The organism is Vibrio sp. 99-8-1 (assembly GCF_013114595.1).
Classification (GTDB): Bacteria; Pseudomonadota; Gammaproteobacteria; order Enterobacterales; family Vibrionaceae; genus Vibrio.
This window is the reverse complement of record NZ_VTXE01000049.1, coordinates 1-18,306: the sequence shown is the minus strand read 5'-3', so window position 1 is coordinate 18,306 and position 18,306 is coordinate 1. Positions and strand designations below refer to the sequence as shown.

Genomic DNA, 18,306 nt, shown 5'->3' with positions numbered 1-18,306 from the left:
GTGAATAAAGCAGGATTAATCGAGTTATGCAGTGGATAATTGAACATCAAAACATGGTGCTTGCAGTGGTGGTAAGTGGAATCTGTTCTGCATTTTTTGTTGGTTGGTGGTGTAAACAGAAAATGATGTTTCAACTGCAATTACGTGCGCAAGAGCAAGCGACAGACACACTCATCCTGAATGAAAAAAATGCTCAACTCCAGCAGGCTTTAGACTATGCCCGTGATGAACTGGATAAGCTCGACATTGAACGTGATAAATCCGTTATTGAACTGAAGCAGTTGCATGGAAAGTTGATGGCAGCAATGGAAAAGCAGCGCCATTTTGATGAAATATCACATCACCGTAATGAGCTAACAGCGCAACTGGATCAGCAAAAGGGACAATGTGCACAATTGCAAACGGCCTTGCGTGAGCAAGAAGCAAGGCGAGAAGAAGAAAATAAAGCCAATAGAGAGAAATTGCAGCTGTTAGAGCAAGCGGAACAGAGACTTAAGCAAGAATTTGAACAACTTGCCAGTGCCTTGTTTGATGTGAAAACAGCAAAAGTAGACGAACAAAATAAGCAAAGCTTACAAAGTTTACTGTCACCACTTAAAGAGCAGTTGGAAGGATTCAAAAAACAGGTAAATGACAACTTTGGCGCTGAAGCAAAAGAGCGACATACCTTAGTGTATGAAATTAAAAACCTGCAAAAGCTGAATGAACAGATGACCAAAGATGCGGTGAATCTTACTAAGGCGTTAAAAGGGGATAATAAGCAGCAAGGCAACTGGGGAGAAGTTGTTCTAGCAAGAGTGCTTGCTGAGTCAGGTTTGCGTGAAGGTCATGAGTATCAAACTCAAGTGAGCTTACAAAATGATGCCGGCAAACGCTACCAACCTGATGTTATTGTTCATTTACCTCACGATCGACAAGTGGTTATCGATTCTAAAATGGCATTAATCGCCTATGAACGATTTTTTAATGCCACTAATGATGAAGATAAAAGTAGCGCCATTAGGGATCATTTACTCGCTTTAAGGGCGCATATTAAAGGACTCTCGCAAAAAGATTACCATCAACTAAAAGGTATTCAGAGCCTTGATTACGTCTTGATGTTTATTCCTGTCGAGCCCGCTTTTCAAGTGGCAGCCGAAGCTGACCCTAGCCTAATTAAAGATGCAATGGAAAATAATATTATTTTGGTCAGCCCAACCACGCTGTTGGTTGCACTGAGAACAATAGACAACTTGTGGCGAAATGAACGACAAAACCAACATGCTAAAGTTATCGCAGAGAAAGCCAGCAAACTGTATGACAAGCTACGGCTGTTTTTAACCGATATGGAGCAAGTTGGACACTCGATAGACAAAGCAAACTTAAGTTACCAAGGTGCAATGAATAAATTGGCAACAGGACGTGGCAACGTGATTCGACAGGCAGAAAGTTTTAAAGCGTTAGGGGTGGAAATAAAGCGACCGATACCACAGAGTATTTCGGAAATTGCTCAAAATGATGTTTTAGTAGAAAGACAACAGCCTGAGGATAAAGTAAACTAATCGTCCGCAATTCCTTTGACAGTTCAAGGCGTTGCTAACGAGGTAGAAAATGACAGATATAAGTATAAAAACAGACTCAACCGAATTAAAAGATGAAACCACCCATTTTGGTTTTACTACAGTAGCAAAAGACGAAAAAGTCGCTAAGGTTGCTGAGGTATTTCATTCTGTTGCGGCTAAATACGACATAATGAATGATCTGATGTCTGGTGGTATTCACCGAATATGGAAGCGCTTTACTATTGATTGTAGTGGGGCACGACCGGGACAACGCATTCTCGATTTAGGTGGTGGCACCGGTGACTTAACCGCTAAGTTTTCTCGTATTGTTGGTGACAAAGGCCACGTTATTTTGGCGGACATTAACAACTCAATGTTAAATGTTGGCCGAGATAAATTAAGAGACAGTGGTGTTGTTGGCAATGTTCATTATGTCCAAGCTAACGCTGAAGAACTGCCTTTCCCTGACAACTATTTTGATTGCATTACCATCAGTTTCTGTTTAAGAAATGTCACAGATAAAGATAAAGCGTTGCGCTCGATGTTCAGAGTATTAAAGCCTGGCGGTCGTTTGTTGGTGTTGGAGTTCTCTAAACCTATTCTTGAGCCATTATCAAAAATCTATGATGCTTACTCTTTTCATCTATTACCTAAAATGGGTGAGTTAGTCGCAAATGATGGGGAGAGCTATCAATATCTTGCGGAATCTATTCGTATGCACCCTGATCAAAATACCTTACAAGGCATGATGGATGATGCTGGGTTTGATCAGACAGGATTTTATAATTTAACCGGTGGAATTGTTGCCCTTCACCGTGGCTTCAAATTCTGAGGTAAACATGCCCATTGACCAGCTTGCAACCGCGGTAATTGAGACCGCAATTAACACACTAATCAATGATAATCCTGATTATGGTCGCCGTTTGTCTCGCTTAAAAGGGCAAGTGTTACAGATTCACCTCATAGAAGTGGATAAGAAACTGACGTTTGTATTTAGTCAGCAAGTGGATGTGTTAGCAAATTATGAAGGGGAACCTGACTGTTATCTCTCTTTGCATTTAGCTAGCCTTACGGATCTAAGAGATAAGAACAATATTACCCAGTTGATCAAGCAAGAGAAAATTGAACTAGTGGGTGATATTAAGTTAGCTCAACACTTTTCTGAACTGTTAGAGCTCATCAAACCTGATATTGAAGAATGGATGTCGCGGGTCACGGGAGACATTGTGGCTCATAGTCTTGTTCAAGGTGCAAAAAACATGGCATGTTGGGCGAAGACACGAGCGAGTAAGCATCAAAGCCATCTTGCTCAAATCATTACCGAAGAGTGGAGAATCGCGCCACCACCTCTTGAAGTCGCCTACTTCTGTGATCAAGTTGATGAGATAAAATCTGACATTGAACAGCTAGAATCTAGACTAAATCTTCTGTTGGAGCGTTCATGACCCCTGCTGAACTTCGCCGTTTATACCGCATTACTAAAGTCCAACTAGAATATGGTCTGGATGAACTGATCCCACAACATCAACTAACAAAAACACCGTTATTACTACGTAAAGCGCTATTTTGGCTGAAAAACAAGCACTCTGATAAACCGCTAGGGGTACGATTACGATTAGCACTTCAAGAGTTAGGGCCTGTATGGATTAAGTTTGGCCAAATGATGTCAACACGGCGAGATCTATTTCCTCCTCATTTAGCTGATCAATTGGCGCTACTGCAAGATAAGGTGGACCCATTTGATGGGCAACTGGCCAAACAACAGATGGAGCAGGCACTCGGTGGGAAGTTAGAGACCTGGTTTAGCGATTTTGATATTACGCCACTAGCGTCAGCTTCCATTGCTCAGGTACATACCGCCACTGTAACCGCAACAGGGCAAGAAATAGTTTTAAAAGTGATTCGTCCGGATATCCGTCCAATTATTGATGCTGATATTAAGTTGATGTATCGAATCGCAAAGCTGGTGGCAAAAGCAACGCCTGAGACGCGAAGATTAAAACCGGTTGAGGTGGTTCGCGAGTATGAAAAAACCTTGATCGATGAGTTAGATCTTCGTCGAGAAGCAGCGAATGCCATCCAATTAAGACGAAATTTTTCCGATAGCGAAGAGCTTTATGTGCCAGAAGTGATCACTGATTTTAGTAGTGAAAGCTTGATGGTGTCAGAAAGAATATATGGCATACAAGTTTCTGATATTGAAGGACTTGAGGCAAATGGCACTAACATGAAGCTGCTTTCTGAACGGGGTGTTAGCGTCTTTTTCACTCAAGTTTTTAGAGACAGTTTTTTCCATGCGGATATGCATCCCGGCAATGTGTTTGTAAACCCAGAGCACCCAGAAAACCCACAATGGATAGGCTTGGACTGCGGCATAGTGGGCACATTAAATAGCGAAGACAAACGCTATTTAGCAGAAAACTTTTTGGCGTTTTTTAATCGAGATTACGCAAAAGTGGCTCAATTACATGTTGACTCTGGTTGGGTTCCAGAAGATACCAATGTGCAAGAGTTTGAATTCGCGATTCGGATTGTTTGTGAGCCTATATTTGCTAAACCCTTGTGTGAGATCTCCTTTGGTCATGTGTTGCTGAACCTATTTAATACCGCTAGACGATTTAATATGGAAGTTCAGCCACAATTAGTTTTATTGCAAAAAACCTTACTGTACGTAGAAGGTTTGGGACGTCAGTTATATCCTCAACTGGATTTATGGGAAACCGCAAAACCATTTTTAGAACGCTGGATGGCGAATCAAGTTGGGCCACAAGCCGTGGTTAATGCAATTAAAGAGAAAGCACCTTTTTGGGCAGAAAGACTTCCAGAACTACCAGAGCTACTTTATGATAGCTTGAAACAAGGTAAAGCGATGAACCAGAAAATGGAGCATCTTTATCTTGGATATAGAGAAACCAAGCAACAGCATGCTAAAGGGAAGTTACTCTTTGGTATTGGTTCGACGTTAATTATATGCGCTGCAATACTTATCTCAGACAATAATATCTACCCTACAATAGGTAGTGGTATCGCAGGCATCACATTTTGGCTTCTTAGTTGGCGAGTACACAGTAAATAATCTGTACACTTGTCGTTAAGTTTAGATGTTCACTAAATCCCCGAGGTATATAGAATGGGTGGTATCAGTATTTGGCAATTACTCATTATTGCTGTAATCGTTGTATTGTTATTTGGCACTAAAAAACTACGTAATATGGGTGGTGATTTAGGTTCTGCTGTGAAGGGCTTTAAGAAAGCCATGAGTGATGAAGATTCTGCTAAAAAAGCAGAAGAGAAAGACGCGGACTTTGAGCCTAAAAATATAGAGCAAAAAGAACAAGCTTCTTCTGTAGAAGAAGAAGTTAAAAAAGATAAAGAGCAGGTTTAAGCCGTGTTCGATATCGGTTTCTGGGAACTGGTATTAATTTCTGTTGTTGGTTTGGTTGTTCTGGGTCCAGAACGTCTACCGGTTGCGATACGTAGTGTGTCTAAGTTTATTAGCGGCGCTAAAGCAATGGCCAACGGAGTTAAAGATGAGTTAGCTCATGAGCTGAAAGTTCAAGAGCTGCAAGAGAATCTTAAAAAAGCAGAAAAAATGGGGATGGAAGAGCTCGCGCCAGACCTAAAAGCTTCTGTGGAAGAACTCAAACAGGCTGCTGCCGATGTTCAACGACCTTTTGCGGAGAATAGTCAATCACCTATTACGGGCGATAAGACTACATCTTCATCTGAGTCGAGTGACGATAAAGCAGAATCCAGATCTGAAGAGAAAAAGCCAGAACTATAGGTATTGAATCCGTTCAGCCTATTTGCGATAGAGCTGCCAATATTGCAGCTCTTTTTGTTTTTAAATGAGGTTAAGTATGTCTTCAGTTGAGCAAACACAGCCTTTGATTAGTCATCTGTTGGAGCTGCGCAATCGCCTGTTAAGGGCAATGTTGGCGGTTCTTGTTATTTTTGTCGGACTAATTTATTTTGCCAACGATATTTATGAGTTTATCTCTTCGCCATTAGTGGAACGTTTACCTGAAGGGGCAACGATGATCGCAACAGATGTTGCATCTCCCTTCTTTACACCATTAAAACTGACATTAATCGCGTCTATTTTTGTTGCGGTACCTTTTATTTTGTATCAAGTGTGGGCATTTGTCGCGCCTGGTTTATACAAACATGAACGCAAACTTATCATGCCGTTGCTATTTTCCAGTTCTATGCTGTTTTATTGCGGTGTTGCGTTCGCTTACTATGTCGTTTTTCCTTTAGTTTTTGGCTTTTTCACTGCTATTTCGATAGGGGAAGTTGAGTTAGCAACGGATATTGCCAGTTATTTAGATTTTGTACTGGCGCTGTTTTTAGCTTTTGGAATCGCGTTTGAAGTGCCTGTAGCGATAATTTTGCTTTGCTGGACCGGTGCTACCGATCCTAAATCATTATCCGAAAAGCGCCCTTATATTGTTGTCGCCGCATTTATTGTCGGAATGATGCTTACCCCGCCAGATATGATTTCTCAAACCTTGTTAGCAATTCCAATGTGTTTATTGTTTGAGGTAGGTCTATTCTTTGCTCGTTTCTATACCAATAGAGATGAAGCAAGAGAAAAAGCGGATGCAGAAGCCGATGAAGAGTAAAACGTAGCAATGGAAAGGAGTCGTCATGACTCCTTTTCTGATCGAACAAAGTTAACCTCAGTTAAGTTTGAATTTTATTTAAGTTTGAATAGTGTCTTGGCATTCGCCGTCGTACGCTGATCCACCTCTTCAAGGGTGAATCCATTAAGCTCTGCGATTCGATTGGCTACCAAAGCGGTATAGGCAGGTTCGTTTCGTTTGCCTCTATGGGGAACGGGCGCTAAATATGGGCAATCCGTCTCAAGAATAAGGCTCTTTATATCAAGCTGTGGCAGAACTTTATCCATACCACCATTTTTAAAGGTAGAAACACCACCTATACCTAAATGAAAACCGAGATCCACAATGGCTTTCGCTTCTTCTATAGTGCCACCAAAGCAGTGAAAAACACCGGAGAGTGAACCATCCTGCTCATTTTTAAGCAGTGTTAATGTCTCTTCAATAGAATCTCGCGTATGGATAACGACAGGTAAGTCCATCTCTTTAGCCCAACCTAATTGGGTAATAAATGCTTTTTCTTGTTCCGCTCTAAAGGTTTTATCCCAGTACAAATCAATGCCTATTTCACCAACCGCAATAAAAGAGTGCTTATCAAACCAGCTATAGATACGACTTAATACTTGATCGACCTCTTCATTTACGTAGCAAGGGTGAAGTCCCATCATCGAACGACATATTTCAGGGTACAGAGCTTCAGTTGCCAACATAGGATCAATAGAGTTGAGGTCGATGTTCGGCATCAATATTGTGTTGACGCCTTGCTGTAGCGCTCTCATTACTACTTCTTGGCGATCATTATTAAATTCTTCAGCGTATATATGGGCGTGAGTATCAATCATAGTTGTGGAGTCATATTAGGTTCAATTAACCAAGTATATCTTGATTTTGTGCTCTACAGAGAATTTCTGCTCTATTTCCCGCACCCGTTTGAATGTCGATGATATGATGCATTCAATTCTAACTAGGCAAGGAGCATAGAGTGTCTGTTTCTATCCAAGGTCAATTTCCCTTACGCCGTATGCGTCGTATGCGTAAACACGATTTTAGTCGCCGATTAATGGCAGAAAACCAAATATCCGTTAATGATTTAATTTACCCAATGTTTATTTTGATGGGTAAGAATCGTCGAGAGTCCGTGGAGTCAATGCCCGGAGTCGAGCGACTTTCTATTGATTTAATGCTAGAAGAAGCTCAAATGCTGGCTGGTCTTGGTATTCCTGCTATCGCTCTTTTTCCTGTAGTCAATCAAGATGTAAAAAGCTTATGCGCTGCTGAAGCCTATAATCCTGAAGGTTTGGTACAACGTGCTGTTCGTGCTTTAAAAGAGCATGTTCCTGAGATTGGCGTCATTACTGATGTGGCTCTTGACCCTTTTACCACTCATGGACAAGACGGCATTATTGATAGTACAGGTTATGTTCAAAATGATGAGACAACCGATGTACTGATCAAGCAAGCATTATCTCATGCGGAAGCTGGGGCAGATGTTGTTGCTCCTTCAGACATGATGGATGGCAGAATCGGTCGTATACGTGAAGCATTAGAGGACGCTGGTCATATACATACTCAGATAATGGCGTATTCAGCAAAATATGCGTCAAATTATTATGGACCATTTAGAGACGCAGTCGGCTCAGCGAGCAATTTGAAAGGTGGTGATAAGAAGAACTACCAAATGGATCCCGCCAATAGTGATGAAGCGTTGCATGAAGTTGCAATGGATATTCATGAAGGCGCTGATATGGTTATGGTGAAACCGGGGATGCCATATCTAGATATTGTTCGCCGAGTGAAAGTCGAACTGCAAGTGCCAACTTTTGCCTATCAAGTATCGGGTGAATATGCGATGCATAAAGCGGCGATTCAGAATGGTTGGTTAAAAGAGCGCGAAACAGTATTAGAGTCACTGCTTTGCTTTAAACGTGCAGGAGCGGACGGTATTTTGACTTATTTTGCGAAAGATGTCGCCTTATGGTTAGCTGAAGAACAAGCAAAAGCGAAAGAGAGCTTGTAGTCACTGACTATATTTATTGAGTCTAAAATGTACTGAAAAACTGGATAGTAATATCCAGTTTTTTTGTCTTACCCCTTCTATTTTGTCTTTTTACCATGAGTTATAGGCTATTTATTGTTTCAGTAAGCCCTAGCATTTTATCTCTTTGTTGCCACTGTTATTCTCTCCCTGATCTTAACCGAATGATTTCTGTGCAGTAGATCAACATAATTTCAGAGCATATGGCGCGACATGAATGTAAGGATAACAACAAGCTATAATGTAACTGTTTGATTTAAAATAAGTATAAAAATAAATGAGAATTTATCTCAATTAGGTGTTGAATTCCAAATGAGAATGGTTATTATTATCTTGTCTTAAGGGGTAAGTTAGAAAGTTTAAATACAGCACTAAGTCGTATTAGTGATTGTTACAAAACTTGCACTATTTTATTTCTGAATGACACGACATTGCTCACATTGCTTCCAGTGTAATTAAGCTTTCAGGTAAAGCGAGTTTTAACTAATGACATTTTGCTTTACTCATTTTGCTAGGCGACATCGAAAGATGTCGCTTTTTTTATTGCTGAGAATCTTTCAAAGATGAATTTATCTTTATTTAGTTAGCCGAATCTTCAAAATAATGCACCTTGCCAATAACTTTTCCACAGAACATGATCGTTACACGATCTTTGTGATTAAGATCTTAAAATGTTTAACTTGTTGTTTTTGATTGATAAATTAAGGTATTTTGTTTTTGGATCATTGTGTTCTTTTTGTTCGATCAGAAAGTACAAACAGACTTATCCACAGAAATGCTTATGTTGGCTCTCTTAAAACGGGTAACTATTGTTAAACTATGCCAATAGATTCTCACACAAGTTCATGGCATTCTAGGGAGATAATTTTGCTCATATTTGGACGCTAAAACCCATGGCTACAATCCCTGAAAATCCCCTTATTCTTATTGATGGCTCTTCATACTTATACCGAGCATTTCATGCTTATCCAGAAACAATGAGTAATGGAGAGATTCCAACCAACGCGGTTTATGGTGTCGTCAATATGCTAAGAAGCATGATGAGACAATTTTCGTCGGACAAAATTGCGGTTATTTTTGATGCGAAAGGTAAGACTTTTCGCGATGACCTCTATCCAGAATACAAAGCGAATCGTCCTCCTATGCCGGACGATCTACGTTGCCAGATTGAACCGTTACACAATGTTATTCGAGCCATGGGTCTCCCATTGATATCGATACCGGGAGTGGAAGCGGATGACGTTATAGGTACGTTGGCGGCAGAAGCCTCAAAAGCGGGGATGCCAGTGCTTATTAGTACAGGTGATAAAGATATGGCGCAGCTGGTGGATAACAACGTTACGCTGATTAACACAATGACAGATGTGGTCATGGATAGGGAAGGGGTTATTGAGAAGTTCGGTATTCCACCAGAGCTTATTATTGATTATTTAGCATTAATGGGCGACAAGGTTGATAATATTCCAGGAGTGCCGGGAGTCGGCAATAAGACCGCGACAGCGTTGCTGCAAGGTATAGGTAGCCTAGAGAAAATCTACCAAAATTTAGATGATATTGCGGCGCTGGGATTCCGTGGTTCCAAAACTATGTCGAAGAAACTTGAAGACAATAAAGACAATGCCTTGCTCTCTTACGAGCTAGCAACCATTAAACTTGATGTTGAACTCTCTCAATCTGCTGACAGCTTAGTTAAGTCTCAACCAAATAAAGATGAGCTTATTGCTCTTTATGGTAAGTTGGTCTTTAAATCTTGGCTAAATGAGTTGTTAGAAGGCGGTTCGGGTGCCGTTGTAGCGGATGAAAAGTCCGGCCGTACCAGCAGTTATGCAGCAGCAGAGCCGTTGGATACTCCGGCGGTGACCATAGATCGCAGCCAATATGAAACCATACTGGATAAAGAGCACTTTATTGCTTGGCTTGAAAAGCTAAAAGCGGCCGAACTGTTTGCCTTTGATACTGAAACGGACAGTTTAGATTATATGGTGGCCAATCTGGTGGGGTTATCATTTGCTGTTGATGAAGGAGTCGCAGCTTATGTGCCTGTTGCTCACGATTACCTTGATGCTCCAGAACAGCTGGATAGAGATTGGGTTTTACAACAACTAAAACCTATTCTAGAAGATGATCAACAAGCGAAAGTAGGACAAAACCTTAAATACGATGCCAGTGTTTTGGCTAGATACAATATTAATATGAAAGGTATCAAGCATGACACTATGCTTGCCTCTTACGTATTTAATAGTGTTGGCGGGCGTCATGATATGGATAGCCTAGCGTTACGTTTCTTACAACACAGCTGCATCTCATTTGAAAGTCTAGCGGGTAAAGGGAAGAAGCAGCTCACTTTTAACCAAATATCATTGGAAGAAGCGGCTCCATATGCTGCGGAAGATGCTGATGTCACACTACGTCTACACAATAAACTAGCCGGCTACATAGAGAAAGACGAGAAACTTAATTCAGTCTATAACGATATTGAGATGCCGTTAGTCCCTGTATTATCAAGAATAGAGCGTACCGGTGTATTTATAGATGACATGCTACTCTCGGCTCAATCTCAAGAGATTGCTGTGCGTCTCGATGAGTTAGAGAAAGAAGCTTATGAGATAGCGGGTGAACAGTTTAATCTTAGCTCTCCTAAGCAGCTACAAGCGATTTTATTTGAAAAAATGGCGTTGCCAGTAGTGAAGAAAACCCCTTCTGGTGCTCCGTCAACTAACGAAGAAGTGCTGCAAGAGTTAGCATTGGACTACCCACTACCTAAACGTATTTTAGAGTATCGTGGCTTAGCCAAACTGAAATCCACCTATACCGATAAACTTCCTAAGATGATAAACGCTGAAACAGGCCGTGTTCATACCTCTTATCATCAAGGGGTTACCGCAACCGGACGTTTATCTTCAACAGATCCTAATTTGCAGAATATCCCTATTCGCAATGAAGAAGGTCGTCGAATTAGACAAGCTTTTGTTGCACCGCACGGTTGGAAAATTCTTGCTGTGGATTACTCGCAAATTGAGTTAAGGATCATGGCTCACCTTTCAGGTGATGAAGCACTACTTGATGCCTTTAAACAAGGTAAAGATATTCACGCTGCCACAGCGGCGGAAGTGATGGGTGTCGATATTGATCAAGTGACCAGTGAGCAGAGAAGAAGAGCTAAAGCGATCAATTTTGGATTGATCTACGGTATGAGTGCTTTCGGTTTAGCGAAACAGTTAGGAATTCCGAGACATGAAGCTCAGTCATATATGGATACCTATTTTGAGCGTTACCCTGGTGTGTTGCAGTATATGGAGGAGACGCGAACTCAGGCATCAGAACAAGGCTATGTAGAAACCTTGTTTGGTCGTCGTCTATATTTGCCAGAAATTAAGTCACGTAATGCTATGCGTCGCAAAGCTGCAGAGCGTGCGGCAATTAATGCGCCTATGCAGGGCACCGCTGCTGATATTATTAAAAAGGCGATGCTGTTAGTGGACGATTGGGTACAAAATCATGGTGATGGTAAAGTGCGTCTACTAATGCAAGTTCACGATGAATTGGTGTTTGAAGTGGAAGAGTCCAGTTTGGTCGAAACTGAAATAAAAATACAACAAATCATGCAAGCAGCAGCAAACATTGATGTACCACTATTAGCGGATTCAGGTTCTGGTGATAACTGGGATCAGGCACACTAGACATTTTTTAAGATTAATTAGCAATAATTCATGAGCCAGCGCACATTAGCTGGCTTTTTTTTATCTGCAATAAAGTAATGTGACATCAGTCACTTATGTATTCTGATAAAAATAAACTGAAAATAAACTACAAAAATGGTTTTCAATTTCGATCAATTGTTGTACATTATCTCTTGTAGGGTACAGAGGTAAGATGTTCTATCTTTCAGACCTTTTGTTTCACGTTATTGGATTAGGCTAATTCAGCCGCCCCAGTCAGTATTTGACTGGGGCGTTTTTTCTTGTGCGAAAGAAAATAATAATCCCAGTTTTTTTCACTATTCATTATTTATTAACTTATTGATATTTAAGAAATTTAATTCCTAATGTGCGATATTGGAAATATTGGCTAATAGTGATGTATATCGCTGTTCTTTTTGTCTTTAGTGAGTTCAATTTCTTGGCAGGTTAAACGCGATCTCTCTCTTTTTGTGCTTGCTGTTTGGATGTTTTACGCACCAAAGCGAGAGGAATTTCGACTGGGGACAAAAATAACAAATATGTAACTTTTATACATAATGTAACTTTCATTAGTTTTAGAGATATTTATTTGTATAAAAAAAGTCATGGATAAGAGAGAGGTGATAGGGAAAGAAGTGATTTCTTATCATTAGGTTAGTAAAGGTTTCACAAGTGATGAACAGAAGTGTTCAGCATAAAATAGTTAGCGGCTAAGCTTGAATTGTAGCCATAAATAATGAATGATCGGTCAAATAATTATAAATACTAACATTCTCTCCCGTTTGCCCCACCTAGTTAAGGTGGGGATTTTGTTGTAATAGACCCTTTACTCAGGGTGCTCTTCTTGTTGATTTTCGCTGTCTACTTGTTCAAATGCTGGGGCAAACCAACCATCCAACTTACGTCTTAACTGATCGACGCCAATACCTTTTAGAGATGAGAATAGGTCAACTGCGACATCCCCCCCAAAACCAATTGCGGCTTCACGTATTTTAAGTAGTTGGGCTTTTCTTGCGCCACTTTTTAGTTTGTCTGCTTTGGTTAATAGAACTTGCACTGGGATATTGGAGTCAATCGCCCAGAATATTAATTGTTGATCAAGATCTTTTAGCGGATGGCGTATGTCCATTAGTACTACGACACCTTTAAGTGATTCTCGCTTTTGCAAATATTCGCCAAGAGATTTCTGCCACTTTTTCTTCATTTCTAAAGGAACTTGAGCAAAACCGTAACCCGGTAAATCCACAATATGACAGTTATCATCCACTTTAAATAAGTTGATTAACTGCGTTCGTCCTGGTGTCTTACTGGTTTTAGCCAAACTCTTCTGATTGGTTAGCCTGTTAAGTGCACTTGATTTACCTGCATTTGAACGTCCTGCAAATGCGATTTCGATACCTTCATCTTCAGGTAAGTGACGAATATCGGGTGCACTCGTGATGAAATGCGTATTTTGATAATGTATTTTGACGCTCAATGTTAACTCCATCTGACTTTATGTAGTCAGTTGATTGCTTTTTTGTTAAATTGTGTAAAATAACCGCGAAAGGTAATAAAAGTCATCTATTGTATCACGCTATAACAAGAATACGTGGTTCTGGAAGCTTAAAGGTTTATTATTGTTGTCTGTTAATGTTTTTCTGCATTAACCGTCGGTAAAATCTAAACCCTCATAATTATAATGGAATGTCATGAAAAAATTAGCGCTAATCTTGGGGCTGTTTGCCAGCTTCTCTGTTTGGGCCCAAGGAAATATTGAAGCTGGTAAGGCAAAATCCCTAACTTGTGCAGCTTGTCATACTGCAACAGGTAACAGTTTAATTACTCAGTACCCTAAAATTGCTGGTCAGCATGAAATGTACTTAAAGAAGCAGCTTAAAGATCTTAAGTTGGGAGCGACTACTGGTGGTAAGAAGGGTCGATATGACCCGGTAATGAGCCCTATGGCTATGCCGCTTAGCTTACAAGATATGGACGACCTCGCTGCATACTATGCTTCATTACCCATTTCGGATAACTCAACTCCGGAAGATGTAGTAGAAGATGGTAAAGTGCTTTATTTAGCTGGTGACGCACAACGTGGTTTAACGGCCTGTGTTGCTTGTCATGGACCGCGAGGAAACGGAACCGAGCTTTCTGGTTTCCCTAAAATTTCGGGCCAGCATGCGGACTATATAAAAATTCAGTTAGAGAAATTCAGAGATTCAAAACGTAATAATGATTTGAATTCAATGATGCGTGATGTCGCGGCTCTGCTCACTGATGAAGATATTGATACGTTATCGAAATACGTAGGTGGCTTGCACTAGCCTAAGTGATCAGCATTAACGTAATTGATTAATGCTGTTTGCACTAAAAACCTCATTACTAAAACTCCTGTGGGTATGTTAGTTATACCTACAGGAGTTTTTTCATTTAAATTTTCCATATTTGTCGATATTACCCCTTGTCTTTGTAAGAGATTGCCCATTGTTTTCACGATGAGAGATTGTAATTACCTGAATTATAAGTGACCTTCAACAAGGCTTAAAAAAATAGAGACTCTGTGATCTTTATCTAGTGCAGCGAGAGATTTACTGGGTAAATTACTCGCTACAAACAAGGTAAAAAGTACATCGTTATCTTATCGATCTGCTCTCTTTCGGTAGGCTAGGAGCTTACTAAACATGGATGGTTGTTTGGGTCTGTTAGGATGAGACAAGAAAAGGAATCGGGTTAAGGATTAACCTAGTAACAGGACGTTGAAAAGGATAGCCAAAACTCATCAGGATGATGGCTAAAGATAACCCGCACGGAAAGCACTAACAACATATGGAAATTGGTATTCGCTGGTAATTAGCGATAACTATTTGGCCATTCATGGCGATTTTAGAAGCGATAGAGAATCTATCGCTTTTTTTGTATCTGTAACGGTAACAGCGCTAACATGAAAAAAAATTCTGTACAGTTTTACTCCAAATACGCTTTCTGGTATGTTTCGCATCCCAATTAGAGGATGTTTTTATGCATATCTGTCCTTTGTGTCAACAAACGAAAACTCTGCTTTACTATAAAGATAAGCGTCGTCAATATTTTCAATGTTCACGATGTGAATTAGTCTTTGTTCCAGAGTCACAACGGTTAGAGAGAGAGGCAGAAAAAGCCATTTACGATAAACATGAAAATAACCCTGATGACCAAGGTTATCGTCAGTTTTTATCGCGAGTATCTTCCCCTCTATTGGATAAACTTACTCCTGTTTGTTCAGGGTTAGATTTTGGCTGTGGCCCGGGACCGACTTTATCAATAATGTTTGAGGAAGCGGGGCACACAATGAGTCTGTATGATGTTTTCTATTACCCTGATAATAAGGTATTGGAAACTAAGTATGACTTTATAACGGCCACCGAGGTAATAGAACATATCTATTATCCGTATGATGTGTGGTCACAATGGTTGAATTTAGTTAAATCAGGTGGCTGGATTGGTATAATGACCAAACTGGTAATAGATGTCGAAGCGTTTGCAAGTTGGCACTATAAAGGCGACCCAACTCATGTCTGTTTTTATAGTCGCAAAACGTTTCAGTACCTGGCTGAGCGAGATAAGCTCCAACTAGAATTTATTGGAAATGATGTAATTTTACTGAGGAAAACCCAGTAATGAGTCGAAATAAGAAATCAAGAAAACCAGGTTCTACCGGTGATGTAGACATAATTGTCACACGTAACCGAAGTGAAGCTGATGTAGAAGGTCGTTTACGTAAAAGATTGAAAAAACGTAAAGGGCTAAAAACAGGTAGCCGTCACTCTGATAGTGTTGAAAGTAAACAGTATCAAGGTGGGCAAAAGAAAGATCCTCGTTTAGGCAGCAAAAAGAAGATTCCACTGATTGTTGAAGCGAAGAAAAAACCGACTAAGCAACAGCGTCGTTTGTCTGCTGAGGAAGAACTAGAGACATTAGAAAATGATGCTCAGTTGAATGTGCTGCTAGACCGACTTGAGAACGGTGAAAATCTAGGTGCAGGTTTACAAAAGTATGTTGACGAGAAGATGGATCGCATCGAAATTTTGATGAATCAGTTGGGCCTATTGGATCCAGAAGAGTCAGAAGATGATGATTTGGATGATCAAGAAGAGCCAAATGTTGTACCGCAGGTTGTAGAGAAGCAGCCAAGCCGTAAAAATCTAACGGATGAAGAACTACTTTCTCAATTTGAAGGGTTAGATATGGATGACTTCAAAGGGTAATAATAATGGATGTAACCTTATTATTGATAGTCGCGGTTGTTATTGTTCTAGGGCTGGCGTTTTACGCTGGCTCTTTGCTATTAAAAGTACGACAGCAGAAACAACTACAACAGCAAGTTATGGATTTGGCCGTTGCAAAACGAAATGCCAATATATTTGAAAGTGTGAATACGCTCTGTTTAGCGGGTATCCAAGGTCAATGTGATCTATCCGAGCTAAGTATTCGAGTCTATTGCATACTAGATTATGTTCAGGGTGAACATCGAATTGATGTTGAGAAAACCTATCCAGCACTTTCTGAATTATATCAACAAGTAAAAGATATGGCTCGCGGGGATGCGAGACAAGAGTTGCCGAAACAGGTGCGGATGAGAGAAACGCTGGATCGCCAAAAGGCAGAGGCTCGTCTAAACGATGATATTATTGTAGAGTTAAAGCAACTTCAGCAGCATATTCAGCCGCTAAGTAAAGGGCCATCGGATACGATTACAGCGACGAGATAGCTCTCTACCCCTGAAGGGTGAGTGATCCTTCTAGCACTTCTGAATATTTCTTCGACAAAACCTACTGGTTGGGCAAACTCTACGTCAGTGATATGGCAAAATGTACCCCAAAGCATTAAGAACGAAACGGAACGCAATATTATGTCTAGTGAGCAGATAGTTTGGGACCAAGCTATTTTAGATAAGTACAATTATTCGGGACCAAGATACACATCATATCCAACCGCGTTGGAATTTCATGAAGCATTTACTGTTTCTGAATTTGATATGGCGTGTCAGCAATACCCAGAGCGTCCGTTGTCCTTATATATCCATATCCCATTTTGTCACAAACTTTGTTACTACTGTGGCTGCAATAAGGTGATTACTCGTCATTCTCATAAAGCAGACGAATACCTTGATGCTATAGAGCATGAAATTCGCCAAAGAGCATTTTTGCTTGATGGGCGAAAAGTGACTCAACTTCATTTTGGTGGCGGAACACCAACGTTTTTGAGTAAAGATCAAATGAGCCGTTTAATGGCGGTACTACGAGGCGTATTTCAGTTCCAACCTGATGCTGAAATCAGCATTGAGGTTGATCCTCGTGAAATTGAACTTGATATGTTGGATCACCTAAGAAGTGAAGGGTTTAACCGTTTAAGTGTCGGTGTCCAAGATTTCAATAAAGATGTGCAAAAAGTCGTTAATCGTGAGCAAGATGAAGAGTTTATCTTCGCGATGGTAGAGAGAGCTAAAAAACTCGGATTCCGCTCGACGAATTTGGATCTTATTTATGGTTTGCCGCTTCAGACGGAAACCTCTTTTGCCGATACGCTTTCACAAGTGTTGCAAATGAAACCGGGCCGTTTATCTGTGTTTAATTACGCGCATATGCCACAGCTTTTTGCTGCTCAACGTAAGATTAAAGATGATGATTTGCCTCTTGCTGAAGTGAAGATGGCGATACTACAGCAGACCATTAGCACATTAACTGGGGCCGGATATCAATTCATTGGTATGGATCACTTTGCCTTACCCGATGATGAGTTAGCAGTGGCACAACGTGAAGGTATTCTTCACCGTAACTTCCAAGGTTATACTACCCAAGGTGATTGTGACTTAGTTGGTTTTGGTGTGTCAGCCATTTCCATGATTGGTGATTGCTATGCTCAAAACCAGAAAGAGCTTAAAAAGTATTACACTCAAGTCGATGAGATGAATCATGCGCTTTGGAAAGGTGTGACGCTAGATAAAGATGACTTAATTAGAAGAGAAGTGATTAAAGCACTTATCTGTAACTTTAAGCTGGATAAAAGTGCCATTGAATCTCAGTTTGAACTGAACTTTAATGATTACTTTGCAGAAGATTTAAAACTGCTACAAACCTTCGTTAATGATGAGTTAGTGACGGTGTCTGAACGCTCGATTGAAGTGACTAAGCGAGGCCGTTTGCTGATCCGGAACATCTGTATGTGTTTTGATAAGTACTTGCGTGACAAAGCAAGACAGCAGCAATTCTCACGAGTGATTTAGTTGCTTTCAATAACCGCCATGGAATCACGAGAAAAATAGAGATAACAACGCCCAGAATTATCTGGGCGTTTTTTATGTGTACTAGCTCAGACCTGATCTGACAGTTACCCACTTTGTTGGTGCCTGTCAGATTATATCTGGGCTAGATTCTTTTCAGCCCAGATTAATTTCCCATCTAGTA

General features: G+C 40.5%; 16 protein-coding genes. 14 read left to right on the top strand and 2 right to left on the bottom strand.

Annotated elements, in window-relative coordinates; genetic code table 11:
- Window positions 1–26 precede the first annotated feature (26 nt).
- The 7 genes from rmuC (at window position 27) to tatC (ending at window position 6,166) form a co-directional block, all read left to right on the top strand.
- Complete coding sequence (gene rmuC, locus F0227_RS20155) at window positions 27–1,541, top strand: DNA recombination protein RmuC (protein ID WP_171755051.1); 1,515 nt, start codon at window positions 27–29, stop codon at window positions 1,539–1,541.
- A gap of 49 nt (window positions 1,542–1,590) precedes the next feature.
- The gene (gene ubiE, locus F0227_RS20150) at window positions 1,591–2,373 is read left to right on the top strand and encodes a bifunctional demethylmenaquinone methyltransferase/2-methoxy-6-polyprenyl-1,4-benzoquinol methylase UbiE (RefSeq protein WP_171755050.1); all 783 of its coding nucleotides are present in this window, start codon (window positions 1,591–1,593) and stop codon (window positions 2,371–2,373) included.
- A 7-nt stretch (window positions 2,374–2,380) separates the two neighbouring features.
- Window positions 2,381–2,986 carry an SCP2 domain-containing protein gene (locus tag F0227_RS20145; RefSeq protein ID WP_171755049.1) on the top strand — a complete coding sequence of 202 codons (606 nt, stop codon included), beginning with the start codon at window positions 2,381–2,383 and terminating at the stop codon, window positions 2,984–2,986.
- Complete coding sequence (ubiB, locus tag F0227_RS20140) at window positions 2,983–4,617, top strand: ubiquinone biosynthesis regulatory protein kinase UbiB (protein WP_171755048.1); 1,635 nt, start codon at window positions 2,983–2,985, stop codon at window positions 4,615–4,617. The genes F0227_RS20145 and ubiB overlap by 4 nt, the downstream gene beginning before the upstream one ends.
- A 54-nt stretch (window positions 4,618–4,671) precedes the next feature.
- Window positions 4,672–4,926, top strand: a complete 255-nt coding sequence (gene tatA / locus F0227_RS20135; RefSeq protein ID WP_171755047.1) for a Sec-independent protein translocase subunit TatA — start codon at window positions 4,672–4,674, stop codon at window positions 4,924–4,926.
- Window positions 4,927–4,929: 3 nt separating this feature from the next.
- Window positions 4,930–5,325, top strand: a complete 396-nt coding sequence (gene tatB, locus F0227_RS20130) for a Sec-independent protein translocase protein TatB (protein ID WP_171755046.1) — start codon at window positions 4,930–4,932, stop codon at window positions 5,323–5,325.
- Window positions 5,326–5,401: 76 nt separating this feature from the next.
- Window positions 5,402–6,166 carry a twin-arginine translocase subunit TatC gene (gene tatC, locus F0227_RS20125; RefSeq protein ID WP_171755045.1) on the top strand — a complete coding sequence of 255 codons (765 nt, stop codon included), beginning with the start codon at window positions 5,402–5,404 and terminating at the stop codon, window positions 6,164–6,166.
- Window positions 6,167–6,240: 74 nt separating this feature from the next.
- Here tatC and F0227_RS20120 read toward each other — a convergent pair whose 3' ends face one another.
- The gene (locus F0227_RS20120; protein WP_171755044.1) at window positions 6,241–7,005 is read right to left on the bottom strand and encodes a TatD family hydrolase; all 765 of its coding nucleotides are present in this window, start codon (window positions 7,003–7,005) and stop codon (window positions 6,241–6,243) included.
- A 140-nt stretch (window positions 7,006–7,145) separates the two neighbouring features.
- On the opposite strand from F0227_RS20120, the gene hemB reads away from it, so the two are divergent.
- Window positions 7,146–8,180, top strand: coding sequence for a porphobilinogen synthase (gene hemB / locus F0227_RS20115; protein WP_171755043.1), 1,035 nt, complete (start codon window positions 7,146–7,148; stop codon window positions 8,178–8,180).
- A 911-nt stretch (window positions 8,181–9,091) separates the two neighbouring features.
- Entirely contained in the window at window positions 9,092–11,878 is a 2,787-nt protein-coding gene (gene polA / locus F0227_RS20110) for a DNA polymerase I (protein WP_171755042.1), read from the top strand.
- Between the two features lie 826 nt (window positions 11,879–12,704).
- On the opposite strand, the gene yihA is transcribed toward polA, so the two are convergent.
- Complete coding sequence (gene yihA / locus F0227_RS20105) at window positions 12,705–13,355, bottom strand: ribosome biogenesis GTP-binding protein YihA/YsxC (RefSeq protein WP_171755041.1); 651 nt, start codon at window positions 13,353–13,355, stop codon at window positions 12,705–12,707.
- A gap of 214 nt (window positions 13,356–13,569) precedes the next feature.
- Here yihA and F0227_RS20100 point away from each other — a divergent pair, with 214 nt between their 5' ends.
- The 5 genes from F0227_RS20100 (at window position 13,570) to hemN (ending at window position 18,125) form a co-directional block, all read left to right on the top strand.
- Complete coding sequence (locus F0227_RS20100; protein ID WP_171755040.1) at window positions 13,570–14,187, top strand: c-type cytochrome; 618 nt, start codon at window positions 13,570–13,572, stop codon at window positions 14,185–14,187.
- Window positions 14,188–14,881: 694 nt separating this feature from the next.
- Complete coding sequence (locus F0227_RS20095) at window positions 14,882–15,520, top strand: class I SAM-dependent methyltransferase (protein WP_171755039.1); 639 nt, start codon at window positions 14,882–14,884, stop codon at window positions 15,518–15,520.
- Entirely contained in the window at window positions 15,520–16,107 is a 588-nt protein-coding gene (gene yihI, locus F0227_RS20090; protein ID WP_171755038.1) for a Der GTPase-activating protein YihI, read from the top strand. The genes F0227_RS20095 and yihI overlap by 1 nt, the downstream gene beginning before the upstream one ends.
- Before the next feature lie 5 nt (window positions 16,108–16,112).
- Window positions 16,113–16,610, top strand: coding sequence for a DUF2489 domain-containing protein (locus tag F0227_RS20085; RefSeq protein ID WP_171755037.1), 498 nt, complete (start codon window positions 16,113–16,115; stop codon window positions 16,608–16,610).
- A gap of 141 nt (window positions 16,611–16,751) precedes the next feature.
- Window positions 16,752–18,125: an oxygen-independent coproporphyrinogen III oxidase gene (hemN, locus tag F0227_RS20080; protein WP_171755036.1), complete on the top strand. Its 1,374-nt coding sequence runs from the start codon at window positions 16,752–16,754 to the stop codon at window positions 18,123–18,125.
- Window positions 18,126–18,306 lie beyond the last annotated feature (181 nt).

What these genes read in the sequence shown, in the direction of transcription:
- rmuC (WP_171755051.1), top strand. Translation starts at nt 27, where the DNA reads ATGCAGTGGATAATTGAACATCAAAACATGGTGCTTGCAGTGGTGGTA.
- ubiE (WP_171755050.1), top strand. Translation starts at nt 1,591, where the DNA reads ATGACAGATATAAGTATAAAAACAGACTCAACCGAATTAAAAGATGAA.
- F0227_RS20145 (WP_171755049.1), top strand. Translation starts at nt 2,381, where the DNA reads ATGCCCATTGACCAGCTTGCAACCGCGGTAATTGAGACCGCAATTAAC.
- ubiB (WP_171755048.1), top strand. Translation starts at nt 2,983, where the DNA reads ATGACCCCTGCTGAACTTCGCCGTTTATACCGCATTACTAAAGTCCAA.
- tatA (WP_171755047.1), top strand. Translation starts at nt 4,672, where the DNA reads ATGGGTGGTATCAGTATTTGGCAATTACTCATTATTGCTGTAATCGTT.
- tatC (WP_171755045.1), top strand. Translation starts at nt 5,402, where the DNA reads ATGTCTTCAGTTGAGCAAACACAGCCTTTGATTAGTCATCTGTTGGAG.
- F0227_RS20120 (WP_171755044.1), bottom strand. Translation starts at nt 7,005, where the DNA reads ATGATTGATACTCACGCCCATATATACGCTGAAGAATTTAATAATGAT.
- polA (WP_171755042.1), top strand. Translation starts at nt 9,092, where the DNA reads ATGGCTACAATCCCTGAAAATCCCCTTATTCTTATTGATGGCTCTTCA.
- F0227_RS20100 (WP_171755040.1), top strand. Translation starts at nt 13,570, where the DNA reads ATGAAAAAATTAGCGCTAATCTTGGGGCTGTTTGCCAGCTTCTCTGTT.
- F0227_RS20095 (WP_171755039.1), top strand. Translation starts at nt 14,882, where the DNA reads ATGCATATCTGTCCTTTGTGTCAACAAACGAAAACTCTGCTTTACTAT.
- yihI (WP_171755038.1), top strand. Translation starts at nt 15,520, where the DNA reads ATGAGTCGAAATAAGAAATCAAGAAAACCAGGTTCTACCGGTGATGTA.
- F0227_RS20085 (WP_171755037.1), top strand. Translation starts at nt 16,113, where the DNA reads ATGGATGTAACCTTATTATTGATAGTCGCGGTTGTTATTGTTCTAGGG.
- hemN (WP_171755036.1), top strand. Translation starts at nt 16,752, where the DNA reads ATGTCTAGTGAGCAGATAGTTTGGGACCAAGCTATTTTAGATAAGTAC.